A 16,723-nucleotide genomic window follows, 5' to 3' on the forward strand; every position below is an offset into this window, starting at 1 on the left:
TCAGGGGCTGATGACGCGGCCCTGGTGGTCTACCAACGGGCCGCTGAAATGCACGCCCGAGGCGTCGATGGTCAGGCCGGTGGCGCCCAGTTGCAGATTGATCGCCTGCGCGGTCATCACCAGTTGCGCCGGGCCGATGCTCAGTTGCAGCGATTCGCGAGAGCCGCTGAAGGCTGCCGGAGCGTTTTGCCAATGCAGGGTGTGCGTGGCGTCGTCGTAGCCGCTTTCGCTGCCGTCGACATGCACGCGTCGAGTCAGCGTCGGCACCGTGGCAGTCGGTGGAAAGCGGTCGCTGTTCAGGCCGAATAGCGCCACGCTTTGCGCGCCACTTTCACCGCTGCCGTAGTTGAACAACAGGCACTGCTCACCCACCGAAGGGATGCGAGATTCACTCTGTGCACCAGCGCTCGGGTTGAAGAATTTGATCGCCGGCGTGAGCAAGCCACCGTGGCTGACATTGCAAGTGTTGCTTGCGGCATCAACGGCCTGACAGATACCGATACGACAGAAACTCTCGGCGCGCCGGTTCAGGTCTTCGATTTCCGCTTCCATCTCGGCCAGACGTTCGATGATCGGGCCCAGTTGCATGCGCAATAACGCGTCGAACATCGGTCAGGCCTCCAGCGCGGTGTATTGGTCCGGGTCGTCGATGTTGCTGACTTCCCAGGTACGGGCGAATTTCGGCGTGCCAAATGGGTCATCGAGCAAGGTCGGGCCGAGGTAAAGCGTCTGGTTGAACGTCAAAGTCCAGGCCTTGCTGGGTTGATCGGCGCGAACAAGCAATGACGGCAAACCATCAATGTTCATCGGTGCATCGCATTGATCGCCGGGCAAGCCCCAGTGGTTGTCGGTGATCAGATTCTTCAGCGCAGCGATCAGATCGCACGCAGCAAATGCGCTGGCAGAAACGGCGGGAATGACCTGCAGTGACAACGTCAGCACATGGGCGATACGGCCATTGGCGGCGCGCTGTCCCGATGCATTGCGTTCGATGTCGATTAATACCCAGGCCTGTTCGCCGGGTGCGGTGAAATCTTCGTGATGGCCGACCTGCACATTGAGGTCAGCGGTATTTCGCAAGGTTGTCGCCATCGCCGTGAACAGCTGCGAAGGCTGCTGGATCGGTGCGGGCATGCGTGACCTCCTTTTCAAATGTCCACGCGAAGCCCCGCCGCAGGGTGTGCAGCGAGACTGGAACGGAAAGGGTCAATGATGATCAGGTGATGACCAGTATCAATAGATATAGACAACTGCCAGGTGAACAAAAAAGATCGAACACCCGAAACATCTTTGTGAAAAATAAGCCCCACGATAATGTGGGGCTTACATCAGCAACGATTAATTGAACGACCAGAAGGTATAGCTGAAAATCGGGCTCATTGGACCGCCGTCATAGTTGAATACGCGCTTAGGCAAAATCGTCGGAGTGAAACCAAATCGAGCCCACACCGGCTTTTCACTGACAATGGAGAAACTGCCGTTTGCCTGAATTTTTGCAATGGCTCCTGGTTGACCGGCAGTACCGGTAAACCAAAGCGGGGTGTTGTTTGGCCCGTAAATCACAAAGTTGCCATCGGATTGCATAACGGCCCGGGTAGCCCCCTTGTTTTGAGTCCAACTGGCCCATAGAACACCTAGCGGGCCATTTGAAACCACCAAGTTTCCGTCAGATTGAAAGATTAACGTTGTTCCACCCGACACATAACGACGATCAACCTCCAATGTAGTTCCTGACGGAATGTAAATTGCGTCAAGAGAGGGACTGATCGGAATAGCAGAGTTGCTCGACCATACCGGAATCGAATCAATCACAACCAGGTTTCCGTCATTTTGCAGCGACAGATAACACCTATTATAAGCCGCCCAGATATCACTATTCAGCGGTGTACTGTTAGCCGTACCCCACATCCGACCGCGCGACGGGTCATTGAGAAATGCGTAATACATGAGATAAAAATAAATCTTGGAGTTATCTATCTGTTTCCCGGAACTGGTATAGGGCTGACCGGCAATGGCGACCCATACCGTATTTGCCCCTTCATATATAGCAAGATTGCCATCAGGCTGGAGAATCAATTTAAAGCGTTTATCCGGCGACTGGAGATACTGCCCTGCGGACATTTCATGCAGCGGTGGCAAAATGGAACTGCCGTTAGTAGTAAACGGGTAACGGGGTAACGTAGCCATATTATTTTCCTATGAGTCTATTAGTTATTATTTGCAGTCACTGCTGCTTAAGTTCGCTCACAGGCGAGTTACAGCCCCCCAGCCTTCACATGATTCAATGTTTTGCATCGGGGACATTTTATTTGCATTTGAACAAGTACATTTATTCTGGCAAGCAAACGATTGCATTTTCCGCAACGAAAATCGCTCAACATTGATTGACCTCCCTTTCAAAAATTTAGCTTGTTCTCCATTATTCTTTGTTTGTATTACTTGGTGGTACTTCGCAAACGCCAATACGCTTGGCGGCCCAGCGCTCATACAGACCGATGGCCACATCGGCGCCGGCCATTGCGGTCAGGCAGCCAATGGCGCAAGCGGCCCATATCGACATGCCGGCGGCGTACAGCAGCATGATCGCGGATACCCCGCAGATGACGCAGGCCCCGGAACGTAATGCCAGTCGCCGGATCAGCGCCCATCCACGGGCGCCCTCTTTGTCGGCGCGCCACATTTCGCCGGACACCCCGCCCACCAGGGCGAGGAGGATGACCAGCCAGATCGGCATGTCCGCCAACGCTTGTTGCTCGTTTGTCATGTCACGCCTCCGTGGGTGATTGATGAGTGGTGTGTGTTGGGTTCAAACGTTTTCTCTTGAAGTAGGCATTCCAAAAAGCCCCGCGCAGGGGCTTTTCAGTAATGCACTCTCGTGTCTTGAACTAGAAGGGAGCGATAGGCCAGTTGATCGCGGACGGATAACCGGGTTGATTTTTTACTTCGCTGACAGCGATGCAATACCGTTTGTAATCAATCAGCGCCGTTACCTCTACTGGGGTTGCGATGCCAAGATCCGCCTTGTATTGCGACGGGTTGAACATCAACCAGCGAAAGGCTACGTCAAACCGTTCCTGCATTCGTGCAGTGGTTATCTTGAGATAGTCGTCATTAGTCGGTTCGACGAAAAGCAAACCTTCCTCATCCAGTTGAAAGACCTTCCATCCCAGGTGATCAGTTGTATATCCAGTGATGTCATACCACCATGCATCCGATACCCCTTCCGGGAGGGTGGTGGGCATGGACTCCTCGGTTTCCAGAATTTGCAGGGCTACTTGATATCCCGTTTTATAAACAGTCCCTACCAAAACGTAACGGTTCATCATCCTTCCCTCTGATTATTTCCAGTACACGACTGCACGTCGCTCTGCTCTCTCCGTGAACATCAGGCAGGCATTCCAAAAAGCCCGGCGCCAATGCACCGGGCTTTTCAGTAATGCGCTCCTTCGCCTTCCTTGAATCCTGTCTCAACAAGGAAGCTGACTTTTCGGCGCTACTGGCGCGGTACGAGTCCATTCGAATTGTTTTTCCGACCGCGGTCCCTGCCCGCCGGATAACTGCTTCTGGTGCTTTACGCTGCACACCCGGGTCAGTTGCCAACCCTCTGAACCGTTGAGGCCGGTTCATCGCTGCCTGTTCTTGTGGAACTAAAGAGCTTTCGTTTCCAGCCGCTTTGTCGAGCGGCTTGGTTGCAAGAATATGCATGGATGCATATACAGTCAATGCATAAATGCATTTATTTATGCACGGAAAATGCACGAGCGCATGAAAGCCCCGCCATTCAAGGTTCTGGTGGTTTTCAGCAGGCGAAAAAAAACCCGCCGGTGGGCGGGTTTTATCTGAAAGGAATGACTTTATCGGGCGTACATGCCCCACCAGAAGACGTGACCAAGGATGACAATTTGCTCTTCCTGCATTTCCTGGAAGGTGTAGTCCTCATCCGGGTGTTCATCGCGGTTGAAGCTGCGCAGACGAATGCCGGTAGGCAGGCGATAAAGCTGTTTGACCCGCAGTTGGCCATTGTGGTTGATCGCATAAAGGTCGCCGTCGATGATGTCACCGATGCCGCACTTGCCCGCATTCACACCAACGGTGGCGCCGTCACGCAGCACCGGCGTCATGCTGTTGCCGCGCACCGTCACGCATTTGGCCTGGTCGAACTGCACACCGTTATGGCGCAGGCTGCGCTTTCCAAAGCGCAGGCTAGAGCGTTCGCTCTCTTCGATGACGAATCTTCCTGATCCAGCAGCCAATTCAACCTCACGCAGAAAGGGCACCGACACCTCGTCATCATCGACGGGGGTGTCATCGTCCCACAGGCTTATGTCCTTGAGTTCCGCATGCACATCATCACGCGCAGCCGCGGCCGCAGGCGCGACATCCGCGCGCCCACGCAACAGATCGGTGCTCACGGAGAAGTACTCGGCAATCTTCGAGATGTGTTTATCCGAAGGATCGACGATCTTCCCGCTGAGAATCCGCGAGAGAGTGGATTGAGGCACGCCGGTACGACGGTGAAGCTCCGTAGGGGAGATCCCGTGCTGATCGAGCAATGCTCTTAATACGGTAGATACGTTGCGTTTTTGCATAAGGCGCATAGTGCTTGAAGTTTTTTATTAAGACAAATGCTGATTTGCATATTTCGTGCATAAACACCGCTTTTTGATGGAGAAAGCTGTCACCCAGCCCTCGCACCTGCGTCCTGTGGACTGCCCATGGTAATCTTGCGCCCATCGCGGAAAAGCCCGGCCGACGCCACGCTTTTGCCCCACACATTTCAACGAGTTTCCTGACAATCCGATGAATAAAGCCGTCTCCGACCTGTCCTCCCACACTCCGATGATGCAGCAGTACTGGCGCCTGAAGAACCAGCACCCGGATCAGCTGATGTTCTATCGCATGGGCGACTTCTACGAAATCTTCTATGAAGACGCGAAGAAGGCAGCCAAGTTGCTCGACATCACCCTGACGGCCCGTGGGCAATCGGCGGGGCAGGCGATTCCGATGTGCGGAATTCCTTACCACGCGGCGGAAGGTTATCTGGCGAAGCTGGTCAAGCTCGGCGAGTCGGTAGTGATCTGCGAACAGGTTGGCGACCCTGCTACCAGCAAGGGCCCGGTTGATCGTCAGGTGGTGCGGATCATCACGCCGGGGACGGTGAGTGATGAGGCGCTGCTGGATGAGCGCCGCGATAACCTGATTGCGGCGGTGCTGGGCGATGAGCGTTTGTTTGGCCTGGCGGTGCTCGACATCACCAGCGGCAACTTCACCGTGCTGGAAATCAAAGGCTGGGAAAACCTGCTGGCGGAGCTGGAGCGGGTCAATCCGGTTGAGCTGATGATCCCGGATGACTGGCCAAGAGATCTGCCGGCGGAGAAACGCCGTGGGGTTCGTCGCCGCGCGCCATGGGATTTCGAGCGTGACTCGGCGCTGAAAAGCCTCTGCCAACAGTTTTCCACTCAGGATTTGAAAGGCTTTGGCTGCGAGAACCTGACCCTGGCCATCGGCGCTGCCGGTTGCCTGCTGGCCTACGCCAAGGAAACCCAGCGCACCGCCCTGCCCCATTTGCGCAGCCTGCGTCATGAACGTCTGGACGACACCGTGGTGCTCGACGGTGCAAGCCGTCGCAACCTGGAACTGGACACCAACCTGTCGGGTGGCCGCGACAACACTTTGCAATCGGTCGTTGACCGCTGCCAGACCGCGATGGGCAGCCGCTTGCTGACTCGCTGGCTGAATCGCCCGCTGCGCGATCTGCCCGTGCTGTTGGCGCGCCAGACCTCGATCACTTGCCTGCTCGATGGCTACCGTTTCGAAAAGCTGCAACCGCAGCTCAAGGAAATCGGCGACATCGAACGGATTCTGGCACGGATCGGCTTGCGCAATGCGCGTCCTCGCGACCTCGCACGTCTGCGTGACGCTCTCGGTGCCCTGCCTGAACTGCAAGTGGCAATGACCGACCTCGAAGCGCCACACCTGCAAGGTCTGGCGACCATCACCAGCACCTACCCGGAACTCGCGGCGCTGCTGGAAAAAGCCATTATCGACAACCCGCCAGCGGTGATCCGTGACGGCGGCGTGCTGAAAACCGGTTACGACAGCGAGCTTGATGAACTGCAATCGCTGAGCGAGAACGCCGGCCAGTTCCTCATCGATCTGGAAGCCCGCGAAAAGGCCCGTACCGGACTGTCGCACTTGAAAGTCGGCTACAACCGCATTCATGGCTACTTTATCGAACTGCCGAGCAAGCAGGCCGAATCGGCTCCGGCTGACTATATCCGCCGGCAGACGCTCAAGGGCGCCGAGCGCTTCATCACGCCAGAGCTGAAAGAGTTCGAAGACAAGGCTCTGTCGGCCAAGAGCCGCGCTCTCGCCCGCGAGAAGATGCTCTACGAAGCGTTGCTGGAAGATTTGATCAGCCAGTTGCCGCCGCTGCAGGACACCGCTGCCGCGCTGGCCGAACTGGACGTGCTGAGCAACCTCGCCGAGCGCGCGCTGAATCTCGACCTGAACTGCCCACGCTTCGTCAGCGAACCTTGCATGCGCATCACCCAGGGTCGTCACCCGGTGGTCGAGCAAGTATTGACCACGCCGTTCGTGGCCAACGACCTCAGCCTCGATGACAACACACGGATGCTGGTGATCACCGGCCCGAACATGGGCGGTAAATCCACCTACATGCGCCAAACTGCATTGATCGTATTGCTGGCGCATATCGGTAGCTTCGTGCCGGCAGCCAGCTGCGAATTGTCCCTGGTCGACCGGATCTTCACCCGAATCGGCTCCAGCGATGACCTCGCTGGCGGGCGTTCGACCTTTATGGTCGAAATGAGCGAAACCGCGAACATTCTGCACAACGCCACCGAGCGCAGCCTGGTGTTGATGGACGAAGTCGGGCGCGGCACCAGCACCTTTGACGGTTTGTCGCTGGCCTGGGCAGCAGCCGAGCGTCTGGCGCATCTGCGCGCTTACACATTGTTCGCCACTCACTACTTCGAACTGACAGTGTTGCCAGAGGCCGAACCGCTGGTGGCCAACGTGCACCTTAACGCCACCGAGCACAACGAACGCATCGTGTTCCTGCACCACGTATTGCCAGGGCCGGCGAGCCAGAGTTACGGCCTGGCCGTGGCGCAACTGGCGGGCGTGCCGAGCGAAGTGATTGTGCGGGCCCGTGAGCACCTGAGCCGACTGGAAGAAACCGCCCTGCCACACGAGGCGCCGAAGCCAGTCGCCAAGGGCAAACCGGCGACACCGCAGCAAAGCGACATGTTTGCCAGTCTGCCGCACCCGGTTCTGGATGAGTTGGCTAAACTGGATATCGACGACCTGACGCCACGCCGTGCTCTCGAAATGCTCTATGCACTTAAGAACCGGATATAAGCACTAAAGAAGCGGATATAACGCAAACGGCTTCAAGCTGTTAGAATCTCGCGCGGTTTGGGATGCTGCTGGCTAATAGCCTGGCTGGCAGACATCGCTCCCGAACCTGGCGACCCCAACCGTGAAGGGGCAACGCTGCCGCCGCCTGAGGAGAGAATTAGAAATGACCTTCGTCGTCACCGACAACTGCATCAAGTGCAAGTACACCGACTGCGTAGAAGTCTGTCCGGTGGACTGCTTTTACGAAGGCCCGAACTTCCTGGTGATTCACCCGGATGAGTGCATCGACTGCGCTCTGTGTGAGCCAGAATGCCCTGCCATAGCCATTTTCTCCGAAGATGAAGTGCCGGCCGGCATGGAAAACTTCATCCAGCTGAACCAGGAGCTGGCTGATATCTGGCCGAACATCACCGAGAAGAAAGAATCGATGCCCGATGCCGAAAAGTGGGATCGTGAAATCAATAAGTCTGTCGGCAGCAAGCTTGAAGAACTCGAACGCTGATCTGTCACGCGCTCGATAAAAAGGCCCTTACGGGCCTTTTTGCTTTTCGGGTTTTACTTTTCTGCGGGCAAAAAAAGGGGCGGTTTGACCCGCCCACATTTTTCCCTATTCCCTGTATTCCTTTTCATCGTCCTGATGAATCGCTTCCTGCGATGTCCATTCCCCTCATCCTTGAAGGGCGTGTCTGTCCGTCGACACAACCTGAATACTAAAGAGTTCCCTGCCGGGAGCAACTCGTCTCTGGCGCTGGAAAGCGCTGAAACAGGTGCGTCATATTCAAAAATATCTATATAAATCAATAAATTGAAATCAATCACCAAGCTGAATGGATGTCTGCCGTAGTGTAAAAATAACGAACACCTACGGAAGAGTAATCCAAGGCTTACACCGCGAGACTACAAACACGAGGCATTCGCCGCCTGGAATTATCCGTGGCGAGGGAGCTTGCTCCCGCCGGGTTGCGCAGCAGCCCCAAAACGTCTGTGAGCGCTACGCACTCAAGCGGGAGCAAGCTCCCTCGCCAGAGGGGTTGCCTGCGTAATCCCGAGCAACAAAAAGCCCCGAACCAGTCGGGGCCTTTGTGGACGATCGTTGAAAGCGCTTACTGGAACAGCGACTCGCTCGACAGGCCATTCTTCTCGAGAATCTCACGAAGGCGCTTGAGACCTTCTACCTGGATCTGTCTCACCCGCTCCCGGGTCAGGCCGATTTCCAGGCCTACATCTTCCAGCGTGCTGCTCTCGTGCCCGCGCAGGCCGAAGCGGCGTATGACCACCTCGCGTTGCTTGTCGGTCAATTCCGAGAGCCATTGATCGATGCTCTGCGACAGGTCGTCATCCTGCAGCAGTTCGCATGGATCGGTAGGACGGTCATCGGTAAGGGTGTCCAGCAGGGTTTTATCCGAATCCGGACCCAGCGAGACGTCGACCGAAGAAACCCGCTCGTTCAGGCCGAGCATGCGCTTGACCTCGCCCACCGGTTTTTCCAGCAGGTTGGCGATTTCTTCGGGTGAAGGTTCGTGATCGAGCTTTTGCGTCAGCTCCCGTGCAGCCCGCAGGTACACGTTGAGTTCCTTGACCACATGAATCGGCAGCCGGATGGTCCGGGTCTGATTCATGATCGCGCGCTCGATGGTCTGACGAATCCACCAGGTCGCGTAGGTCGAGAAGCGGAAGCCGCGTTCAGGGTCGAACTTTTCTACCGCGCGGATCAGCCCAAGGTTGCCCTCTTCGATCAGATCCAGCAGCGACAGCCCCCGATTGACGTAACGCCGGGCGATTTTGACCACCAGCCGCAGGTTACTTTCAATCATGCGCTTGCGCCCGGCAGGATCGCCACTTTGCGACAGACGCGCAAAATGAACTTCTTCCTCAGGGGAGAGCAACGGGGAAAAGCCGATTTCGTTGAGATACAACTGCGTGGCATCAAGTGCCCGCGTGTAATCGATGTACTTGTGTTGTTTCAGTGAAGCGGAGTTTTTGGATTTGGAACGAACGGAAGGTGGAGCAGCCCCTTCATCATTCAACATCGAATCCGAATCGATGCCGGCCTCCATAAGGAGAACCTCATCGTCGATGTCAAACTCCGGCACTTCTTTACTGAGAGCCATTGTTATAGTCCTTTGGTGAGTTCGACCCCAAGCTCAAGCGACGCCTTTATCCTTGGCAACGCTGGAGCCTGTCCCCTCTACGCGACGGAACAGGCTGGCTTACAAATCAACGTCTTGGCAGGAACTGCAGCGGATCTACTGGCTTACCTTGTCGGCGAATCTCAAAATGCAGTTTCACCCGGTCTGTACCCGTTGACCCCATTTCGGCAATTGTCTGTCCGACCTTGACCTGCTGCCCCTCCCGAACCAACAGCCTGCGGTTATGTCCGTAGGCACTGACGTAGGTTTCGCTGTGTTTGATGATGACTAATTCGCCGTAGCCCCTTAAGCCACTCCCGGCGTAAACCACCGTCCCATCAGACGCAGCTAAAACAGGCTGTCCCAAATCCCCGGCGATATCAATTCCTTTATTCAAACTACCGTTTGAAGAGAATTTTCCAATAAGAATGCCATTAGATGGCCATCCCCAGCCGGTCGGGGCCGGGCCTGCCGGGGGCAATGGAGGCGGTGTCGACTTGCTGGCGACGGACGGTACAACAGTTGTCGCAGCGGCCCCGGAACCGGTGGTTGTGGTGGTCGTCGTGCCATTCGCCTGACGCCGGATTACCGTAGTTTTGCTTGAGGAAGACGGCGAAGAACTGCTGCTGCTCACCACTGCCGTCGACGTTGAACCGGTACGGCCGTCGAAGCGAATTGTCTGACCCGGATGTATCGTATACGGCGTAGGAATGTTGTTCCTGGCGGCGAGGGCTTTGTAGTCCCAGCCGTAGCGAAAAGCGATGGAAAACATCGTATCGCCCGGACGGACTACATACTGCCCGGTCGTTACCGCAGGACGCTGGGCCGCCGCATTACGATCAACCACGCGCACGTTGCTCGATTTTGTGCTGGAGCAACCGACCAGCAAGGTGCTCAAGACAAGGCCAGTCACCAGGCGCTGAAAGCTCGTGTTACCCATACGCTGCGCAATGACTGTGAGACTCACCCGCCGCTCCCTTTGTGGTGGCTGAAAAATTTGGAATGCCGTATTCCGGCATGAGGTGTCGCAAGTATAACTGGCCGATGCGGCTTTACCTTTAATGAAGCGAAATCGCTTCGCGCACACGTTTGCCAATCGACAATTCGCTGCGTTTAAACCATTGCTGCCGCTGTAAGACCGACACCAGCGAAAGGAATTCAGCGCCTTTAAACAAATGCTCAGGCGAGTGGCCCGTTGAGCAAAGGCACGAATCGAACGGCTCCCAAAACACGACGGGAAAAACCGTTTTCTTCGCGCACGATCAGCAACAATTGCTGTACTTCACCCGAGCCGACCGGAATCACCAGACGTCCGCCCGGTGCCAGTTGATCAAGCAATGCCTGCGGTACATCGGTGGCCACCGCCGTGACAATGATGCCGTTGTACGGTGCCAGCGCCGGCCAGCCTTCCCAGCCATCGCCCCAACGGAACACCACGTTACGCAGGTTCAGCTCGACCAGACGCTCCTTGGCCCGATCCTGCAGAACCTTGATGCGCTCAACCGAAAACACCCGCTCCACCAGCTGCGACAATACGGCAGTCTGATAACCGGAACCGGTGCCGATCTCCAGCACTTTGTCCAGCGGCCCCGCTTCCAGCAGCAGCTCGCTCATGCGCGCCACCATATAAGGCTGAGAGATGGTCTGGTTGTGGCCAATCGGCAGTGCGGTGTCTTCATAGGCGCGGTGCGCCAGCGCTTCATCGACAAACAGATGACGCGGCGTACGCCGGATGACTTCCAGCACCTTGGCGTTGGACAGACCTTCTTCATACAGACGCTGGATCAGGCGTTCGCGGGTACGCTGCGAGGTCATCCCGATGCCGCGACGCAACATATCGTCTTGTTCACGAGACATCAGCGCAATCCCTCCAGCCAGCCGTCGAGGCTTCGGAAGGCATCGTTGAAGGTGCGATCAAGCTGCAACGGGGTGATGGATACATAGCCCTGCATCACTGCATGGAAATCGGTGCCCGGGCCGCCATCTTCGGCGTCGCCCGCGGCGGCGATCCAGTAACCGGCCTTGCCACGCGGATCGACCACTTTCATCGGCGCTGCCGCACGGGCGCGATGGCCGAGACGGGTCAGTTGAATGCCACGAATATGATCAATCGGCAGATTCGGAATGTTCACGTTCAGCACCGTGCGCGGCGGCAGATCGAGCCCGGCGTGGGCCTCGACCAGTTTGCGCGCAAAGTGAGCCGCCGTAGGAAGATTGTCCACCTGACGTGAGACCAGCGAGAAGGCAAACGAAGGATGTTCGAGGAAGCGCCCTTCAAGGGCTGCCGCCACGGTCCCGGAATACAACACGTCATCGCCAAGGTTGGCGCCGAGGTTGATCCCTGAAACCACCATGTCCGGCTGGCGCTCCAGCAGGCCGTTGAGGCCCAGGTGCACGCAGTCGGTCGGTGTGCCATTGAGGCTGATAAAGCCGTTGGCCAGATATTGCGGGTGCAGCGGACGGTCCAGCGTCAGCGAACTGCTGGCGCCGCTCTTGTCCTGCTCCGGGGCGATAACCACGCATTCGGTGTAATCCGCCAGCGCAGCATAAAGCGCGGCAAGACCGGGTGCGGTTACCCCATCGTCGTTTGAAATCAGAATACGCATGGGCTGTCCGTCTGCCCCACCGGCACCAGATCAACGAGCTCGCGCACCAATACGGTGGCAAAGCATCCGGCCGGGAGGACGAATTCCAGTTGCAGAATGTCAGGCTCGGGATAATGCCACGACAACCCGCCAATGGGCAGTCGCAGGATGCGACGTTCGTGGCTCATACCGGCATTAATCAACCAATCGCGCAGATCCGCTTCACGGGCGGCAATTTCCTGCTCCAGATCATGGACAGCGCCGGTCGCCGGCGAGTCACCTTCGCCCCACTGCGGGCCGGTCGGATGCAGATCGAGAATCGCCAGGCGTGGATCGCTGCACTCGGCCTCACCGGCCGGGAAAAAGCTGCGGCTGTCAGTGAACGCCAGCAGATCGCCGACCAGCGCACGTTGCCAGGTGCCATCGGCAACCCGCGCCGCCAGTACCTGATTGAACAAAAAGCTGCGCGCCGTCGACAACAGTCGCGAACGCACATTGCGTTGCTCCGGCAGAGCCTTGCGCGCCGCCCAGGAACGGGCATCGACCACGTTGCCGCCGTCAAAGCCAAAACGCTGGGTACCGAAATAATTCGGAATACCTTGTTTAACGATCTGTTGCAGACGCTGTTCGATTGCCGCCTTGTCGCCAGCGAACTGCGTCAGACGCAAGGTGAAACCATTCGCCGAATGCGCGCCGCGTTGCAGCTTGCGTTTGTGGCGGGTGGTCTTGAGGATCTTCAGCGTGTCGTTTTCCGCTGCCGACAGATCCGGGTCAGCCTTGCCCGGCAGTTGTACGCTGAACCACTGACGGGTCAGCGCCTGACGATCCTTGAGCCCGGCGTAACTGACGGTGCGCAATGGCACGCCGGCAGCTTTGGCAATCCGCCGTGCTGCTTCTTCGGTGTTCAGACCGCGTTTTTCCACCCAGATCCACAGGTGCTCGCCATCGCCGCTGAACGGGATGTCGAGGACTTCATCGACCTGAAAATCTTCAGCGATGGCTTTCAGTACCGCGGTGCCGAGGGCGTCGCCATAGGCACGCGGGCCGAGCAATTGCAGTTCGTTCATGCGCGCAGCAACAAGGCAACGGAGTGCACGGCGATGCCTTCTTCGCGACCGACAAAGCCAAGCTTTTCGGTGGTGGTAGCTTTCACGTTCACTTGATCCAACTCAACTTGAAGATCGGCGGCAATCAGTGCGCGCATCGATTCGATATGCGGGGCCATTTTCGGCGCCTGGGCGACGATGGTGTTGTCGACGTTGCCGACCTTCCAGCCCTTGGCGTGGATCAGCCCGACCACATGACGCAACAGCGCACGGCTGTCGGCACCCTTGAATTGTGGATCAGTGTCCGGAAAATGCTTGCCGATATCACCCAGCGCCGCAGCGCCGAGCAAGGCATCGCTCAAGGCGTGCAGCAGGACGTCACCGTCGGAATGAGCGAGCAGCCCGAAGCTGTGTGCGATACGCACGCCGCCCAGAGTAATGAAATCGCCTTCAGCGAAACGGTGCACATCATAGCCGTGGCCAATACGCATAAAAAAAACGCCCCGATTTTTGTCAGGGCGTGATTCTACCTGCATTAGCCACGCAGAGCGCGTGCGTGATGCTGCAAGTGGTCGTCTATGAAGCTCGATATGAAGAAATAGCTGTGGTCGTAGCCCGGTTGCAGGCGCAGCGTCAGCGGATGTCCCGCTTGTTTTGCCGCTTGTTGCAGCGCTTCGGGTTTGAGCTGGGTGGCGAGGAAATCGTCACGATCACCCTGGTCGACCAGCAACGGCAGTTTTTCACTGGCTTCAGCGATCAGCGCGCAGGCATCCCACTCACGCCACTTCGAACGGTCTTCACCCAGATAACGGGAAAAAGCCTTTTGCCCCCACGGGCAATCCATCGGGTTGTTGATTGGCGAAAACGCCGACACCGATTGATAACGTCCCGGATTGCGCAAGGCACAGACCAGCGCGCCGTGGCCGCCCATCGAATGACCGCTGATGCTGCGTTTATCCGACGCCGGGAAATGCGCTTCAACCAGTGAAGGCAATTCCTGCACGACATAGTCATGCATCCGATAGTGCCGCGACCAGGGTTCCTGCGTGGCATTCAGATAGAACCCGGCACCGAGGCCGAAATCCCACGCGCCATCCGGATCGCCCGGGACATCAGGGCCACGCGGGCTGGTGTCCGGTGCAACGATGATCAGCCCCAATTCCGCCGCCATGCGCAATGCGCCGGCCTTGTGCATGAAGTTCTCGTCGGTGCAGGTCAGCCCCGACAGCCAATACAGCACCGGCAGCTTGCCGCCCTGCTCCGCTTGCGGCGGCAGGTACACGGCAAACACCATGTCACAGCCGAGCACATCGGAACGGTGACGGTAGCGCTTGTGCCAGCCGCCGAAACTTTTCTGACAGGAGATGTTTTCCAGACTCATGTAAAGACTCCTACGCGCTCACGGCAACAAGCCTTCAAGACCTGCTGCCATGTCGTCACGATTGATCAGAAATGAATGACGGTACGAATGCTCTTGCCTTCGTGCATCAGGTCGAAAGCCTTGTTGATGTCTTCCAGACCCATGGTGTGGGTGATGAAGGTATCCAGCGGGATTTCACCGTTTTGCGCCATCTCGACGTAGCTAGGCAACTCGGTACGGCCACGTACGCCGCCGAACGCCGAACCGCGCCAGACGCGACCGGTGACCAACTGGAATGGACGGGTGGAGATTTCCTGACCGGCACCGGCCACGCCGATGATGACCGACTCGCCCCAACCCTTGTGGCAGCATTCCAGCGCAGCGCGCATCAGTTGCACGTTGCCGATGCACTCGAAGGAGAAGTCGACGCCGCCATCCGTCATGTCGACGATTACTTCCTGGATCGGGCGATCGAAGTCTTTCGGATTGACGCAATCGGTAGCGCCCAACTGCTTGGCGATCTCGAATTTGGCCGGATTGATGTCGATCGCAATAATCCGCGCAGCCTTGGCTTTCACTGCGCCGATCACTGCCGACAGACCAATGCCGCCGAGGCCGAAAATGGCCACGGTGTCGCCCGGCTTGACCTTGGCGGTGTTGAGCACCGCGCCAATGCCGGTGGTGACGCCGCAACCGAGCAGGCAGACCTTTTCCAGCGGCGCATCCTTGGAGATTTTCGCGACGGAGATTTCCGGCAGCACGGTGTATTCCGAGAACGTCGAAGTACCCATGTAGTGGAAAATCGTTTCGCCCTTGTAGGAAAAGCGCGAAGTGCCGTCCGGCATCAAGCCTTTGCCCTGAGTGGCGCGAATCGCCTGACACAGGTTGGTCTTGCCCGACTTGCAGAATTTGCACTGGCCGCATTCCGGGGTGTATAGCGGAATCACGTGATCGCCGACAGCAACCGAAGTGACGCCCTCGCCGATGGCTTCAACGATTGCGCCACCTTCGTGGCCGAGGATCGACGGGAAGATGCCTTCCGGGTCAGCGCCGGACAAGGTGTAGGCGTCGGTGTGGCAAACCCCGGAAGCCACTACGCGCAGCAACACTTCACCGGCCTTGGGCATGGCGACATCGACTTCAACGATTTCCAGCGGCTTCTTGGCCTCGAAGGCTACGGCGGCGCGCGACTTGATCATGCTGACTCTCCAGTGAATCCATTGAATAAAAAACCAGACAAGGAGTGTAATACATCGACTTACGGTGAATAATCCGACCAAAAGCAAAACATTATTGCCATACAGGGATAATCGCCGATGTCCGAGAACCGCTGGGAAGGCATCGACGAATTTGTCGCTGTCGCCGAATGCAGCCAATTCACTGCCGCCGCCGAACGCTTAGGAGTTTCTTCCTCGCACATCAGTCGACAAATCGTACGGCTGGAGGAGCGTTTGCAGACACGCCTGCTCTATCGCAGTACCCGGCGAGTGACCCTGACCGAGGCAGGTCAGACGTTTTTGCAACACTGCCAACGTTTGCAGGACGGTCGTGAAGAGGCCCTGCGGGCGGTTGGCGACCTGACCAGCGAACCGAAAGGCATGTTGCGCATGACTTGCGCCGTGGCTTACGGCGAGCGTTTTATCGTGCCGTTGGTGACGCGGTTCATGGGGCTGTATCCGCAGTTGCGCATCGATATTGAATTGAGCAACCGCCAACTCGACCTGGTGCATGAAGGGCTGGATCTGGCGATCCGTTTGGGTCGATTGCAGGATTCACGACTGGTTGCCACGCGGCTGGCGCCACGGCGCATGTATCTCTGCGCGTCACCGTCCTACCTTGAACGGTATGGTCGCCCGCACAGCCTGTCGGAACTGTCCCGCCATAATTGCCTGATCGGCAGTTCGGACATCTGGCAGCTTGAGCAGAATGGCCGGGAGTTTTCCCAGCGAGTGCAGGGCAACTGGCGCTGCAACAGCGGGCAAGCGGTGTTGGACGCGGCGTTGCAAGGGGTCGGGTTGTGTCAGTTGCCGGACTATTACGTGCTGGAGCATTTGCACAGTGGCGCGCTGGTTTCGCTGCTGGAAACGCATCAACCACCGAATACGGCGGTGTGGGCGCTGTATCCGCAGCAACGGCATTTATCGCCGAAAGTGCGCAAACTGGTGGATTTTCTCAAGGAAGGATTGGCCGAGCGGCCGGAGTATCGGATTTGAGTTTGCG

At 57.3% G+C, this 16,723-nt stretch carries 18 protein-coding genes; 3 read left to right on the forward strand and 15 right to left on the reverse strand.

The window, feature by feature from the left end; translation table 11 throughout:
• The 7 genes from ACTWLJ_RS01115 to ACTWLJ_RS01145 all read right to left on the reverse strand — a co-directional run bounded on the left by ACTWLJ_RS01115 (position 1) and on the right by ACTWLJ_RS01145 (position 4,589).
• Entirely contained in the window at positions 1-609 is a 609-nt protein-coding gene (locus tag ACTWLJ_RS01115; RefSeq protein WP_445179565.1) for a phage baseplate assembly protein V, read from the reverse strand.
• 3 nt (positions 610-612) lie between these two features.
• Positions 613-1,134 (reverse strand): hypothetical protein, encoded by a 522-nt coding sequence (locus ACTWLJ_RS01120; RefSeq protein WP_445179566.1) that lies wholly within the window; start codon positions 1,132-1,134, stop codon positions 613-615.
• 204 nt (positions 1,135-1,338) lie between these two features.
• Entirely contained in the window at positions 1,339-2,187 is an 849-nt protein-coding gene (locus ACTWLJ_RS01125; RefSeq protein ID WP_445179567.1) for a putidacin L1 family lectin-like bacteriocin, read from the reverse strand.
• 68 nt (positions 2,188-2,255) lie between these two features.
• Entirely contained in the window at positions 2,256-2,381 is a 126-nt protein-coding gene (locus ACTWLJ_RS01130; protein ID WP_445179568.1) for a Com family DNA-binding transcriptional regulator, read from the reverse strand.
• Positions 2,382-2,419: 38 nt separating this feature from the next.
• Positions 2,420-2,764, reverse strand: a complete 345-nt coding sequence (locus tag ACTWLJ_RS01135; protein ID WP_445179569.1) for a phage holin family protein — start codon at positions 2,762-2,764, stop codon at positions 2,420-2,422.
• A gap of 121 nt (positions 2,765-2,885) precedes the next feature.
• Positions 2,886-3,323 (reverse strand): tail fiber assembly protein, encoded by a 438-nt coding sequence (locus tag ACTWLJ_RS01140; RefSeq protein WP_445179570.1) that lies wholly within the window; start codon positions 3,321-3,323, stop codon positions 2,886-2,888.
• A 531-nt stretch (positions 3,324-3,854) separates the two neighbouring features.
• Complete coding sequence (locus tag ACTWLJ_RS01145) at positions 3,855-4,589, reverse strand: LexA family transcriptional regulator (RefSeq protein WP_445179571.1); 735 nt, start codon at positions 4,587-4,589, stop codon at positions 3,855-3,857.
• A 211-nt stretch (positions 4,590-4,800) separates the two neighbouring features.
• Here ACTWLJ_RS01145 and mutS point away from each other — a divergent pair, with 211 nt between their 5' ends.
• Together mutS and fdxA are read left to right on the forward strand one after the other, a co-directional pair.
• Entirely contained in the window at positions 4,801-7,383 is a 2,583-nt protein-coding gene (gene mutS, locus ACTWLJ_RS01150; protein ID WP_445179572.1) for a DNA mismatch repair protein MutS, read from the forward strand.
• A 163-nt stretch (positions 7,384-7,546) separates the two neighbouring features.
• Positions 7,547-7,885, forward strand: a complete 339-nt coding sequence (gene fdxA / locus ACTWLJ_RS01155; RefSeq protein ID WP_445179573.1) for a ferredoxin FdxA — start codon at positions 7,547-7,549, stop codon at positions 7,883-7,885.
• A 601-nt stretch (positions 7,886-8,486) separates the two neighbouring features.
• Here the strand turns inward: fdxA and rpoS are convergent.
• The 8 genes from rpoS to ACTWLJ_RS01195 form a co-directional block, all read right to left on the reverse strand.
• On the reverse strand, positions 8,487-9,494 hold the full coding sequence (rpoS, locus tag ACTWLJ_RS01160) for an RNA polymerase sigma factor RpoS (RefSeq protein WP_445179574.1): 1,008 nt from the start codon (positions 9,492-9,494) through the stop codon (positions 8,487-8,489).
• A gap of 106 nt (positions 9,495-9,600) precedes the next feature.
• Complete coding sequence (locus ACTWLJ_RS01165; RefSeq protein ID WP_445179575.1) at positions 9,601-10,479, reverse strand: peptidoglycan DD-metalloendopeptidase family protein; 879 nt, start codon at positions 10,477-10,479, stop codon at positions 9,601-9,603.
• Between the two features lie 212 nt (positions 10,480-10,691).
• Entirely contained in the window at positions 10,692-11,327 is a 636-nt protein-coding gene (locus tag ACTWLJ_RS01170) for a protein-L-isoaspartate(D-aspartate) O-methyltransferase (protein WP_401217996.1), read from the reverse strand.
• A 41-nt stretch (positions 11,328-11,368) separates the two neighbouring features.
• Positions 11,369-12,118, reverse strand: coding sequence for a 5'/3'-nucleotidase SurE (gene surE, locus ACTWLJ_RS01175; protein ID WP_445179576.1), 750 nt, complete (start codon positions 12,116-12,118; stop codon positions 11,369-11,371).
• Positions 12,106-13,164: a tRNA pseudouridine(13) synthase TruD gene (gene truD, locus ACTWLJ_RS01180; protein ID WP_445179577.1), complete on the reverse strand. Its 1,059-nt coding sequence runs from the start codon at positions 13,162-13,164 to the stop codon at positions 12,106-12,108. The genes surE and truD overlap by 13 nt, the downstream gene beginning before the upstream one ends.
• Positions 13,161-13,634, reverse strand: a complete 474-nt coding sequence (gene ispF / locus ACTWLJ_RS01185; protein WP_042557897.1) for a 2-C-methyl-D-erythritol 2,4-cyclodiphosphate synthase — start codon at positions 13,632-13,634, stop codon at positions 13,161-13,163. Before ispF ends, truD begins: the two co-directional genes overlap by 4 nt.
• Positions 13,635-13,678: 44 nt before the next feature.
• Positions 13,679-14,524 carry an S-formylglutathione hydrolase gene (gene fghA, locus ACTWLJ_RS01190; protein WP_445179578.1) on the reverse strand — a complete coding sequence of 282 codons (846 nt, stop codon included), beginning with the start codon at positions 14,522-14,524 and terminating at the stop codon, positions 13,679-13,681.
• Positions 14,525-14,589: 65 nt separating this feature from the next.
• The gene (locus tag ACTWLJ_RS01195; RefSeq protein WP_445179579.1) at positions 14,590-15,702 is read right to left on the reverse strand and encodes an S-(hydroxymethyl)glutathione dehydrogenase/class III alcohol dehydrogenase; all 1,113 of its coding nucleotides are present in this window, start codon (positions 15,700-15,702) and stop codon (positions 14,590-14,592) included.
• A gap of 117 nt (positions 15,703-15,819) precedes the next feature.
• Between ACTWLJ_RS01195 and ACTWLJ_RS01200 the strand changes: the two genes are divergently transcribed.
• Complete coding sequence (locus tag ACTWLJ_RS01200) at positions 15,820-16,716, forward strand: LysR substrate-binding domain-containing protein (RefSeq protein ID WP_401217874.1); 897 nt, start codon at positions 15,820-15,822, stop codon at positions 16,714-16,716.
• Positions 16,717-16,723 lie beyond the last annotated feature (7 nt).

The sequence above is a fragment of the Pseudomonas sp. McL0111 genome (genome assembly GCF_052567255.1).

Coding starts and splice junctions, on each gene's coding strand:
- ACTWLJ_RS01170 (WP_401217996.1), bottom strand. CDS start 11,327: ATGACCTCGCAGCGTACCCGCGAACGCCTGATCCAGCGTCTGTATGAA.
- ACTWLJ_RS01125 (WP_445179567.1), bottom strand. CDS start 2,187: ATGGCTACGTTACCCCGTTACCCGTTTACTACTAACGGCAGTTCCATT.
- ACTWLJ_RS01130 (WP_445179568.1), bottom strand. CDS start 2,381: ATGTTGAGCGATTTTCGTTGCGGAAAATGCAATCGTTTGCTTGCCAGA.
- ACTWLJ_RS01200 (WP_401217874.1), top strand. CDS start 15,820: ATGTCCGAGAACCGCTGGGAAGGCATCGACGAATTTGTCGCTGTCGCC.
- ACTWLJ_RS01195 (WP_445179579.1), bottom strand. CDS start 15,702: ATGATCAAGTCGCGCGCCGCCGTAGCCTTCGAGGCCAAGAAGCCGCTG.
- ACTWLJ_RS01145 (WP_445179571.1), bottom strand. CDS start 4,589: ATGCAAAAACGCAACGTATCTACCGTATTAAGAGCATTGCTCGATCAG.
- ispF (WP_042557897.1), bottom strand. CDS start 13,634: ATGCGTATTGGCCACGGCTATGATGTGCACCGTTTCGCTGAAGGCGAT.
- mutS (WP_445179572.1), top strand. CDS start 4,801: ATGAATAAAGCCGTCTCCGACCTGTCCTCCCACACTCCGATGATGCAG.
- ACTWLJ_RS01135 (WP_445179569.1), bottom strand. CDS start 2,764: ATGACAAACGAGCAACAAGCGTTGGCGGACATGCCGATCTGGCTGGTC.
- ACTWLJ_RS01120 (WP_445179566.1), bottom strand. CDS start 1,134: ATGCCCGCACCGATCCAGCAGCCTTCGCAGCTGTTCACGGCGATGGCG.
- fdxA (WP_445179573.1), top strand. CDS start 7,547: ATGACCTTCGTCGTCACCGACAACTGCATCAAGTGCAAGTACACCGAC.
- fghA (WP_445179578.1), bottom strand. CDS start 14,524: ATGAGTCTGGAAAACATCTCCTGTCAGAAAAGTTTCGGCGGCTGGCAC.
- ACTWLJ_RS01140 (WP_445179570.1), bottom strand. CDS start 3,323: ATGAACCGTTACGTTTTGGTAGGGACTGTTTATAAAACGGGATATCAA.
- truD (WP_445179577.1), bottom strand. CDS start 13,164: ATGAACGAACTGCAATTGCTCGGCCCGCGTGCCTATGGCGACGCCCTC.
- rpoS (WP_445179574.1), bottom strand. CDS start 9,494: ATGGCTCTCAGTAAAGAAGTGCCGGAGTTTGACATCGACGATGAGGTT.
- surE (WP_445179576.1), bottom strand. CDS start 12,118: ATGCGTATTCTGATTTCAAACGACGATGGGGTAACCGCACCCGGTCTT.
- ACTWLJ_RS01115 (WP_445179565.1), bottom strand. CDS start 609: ATGTTCGACGCGTTATTGCGCATGCAACTGGGCCCGATCATCGAACGT.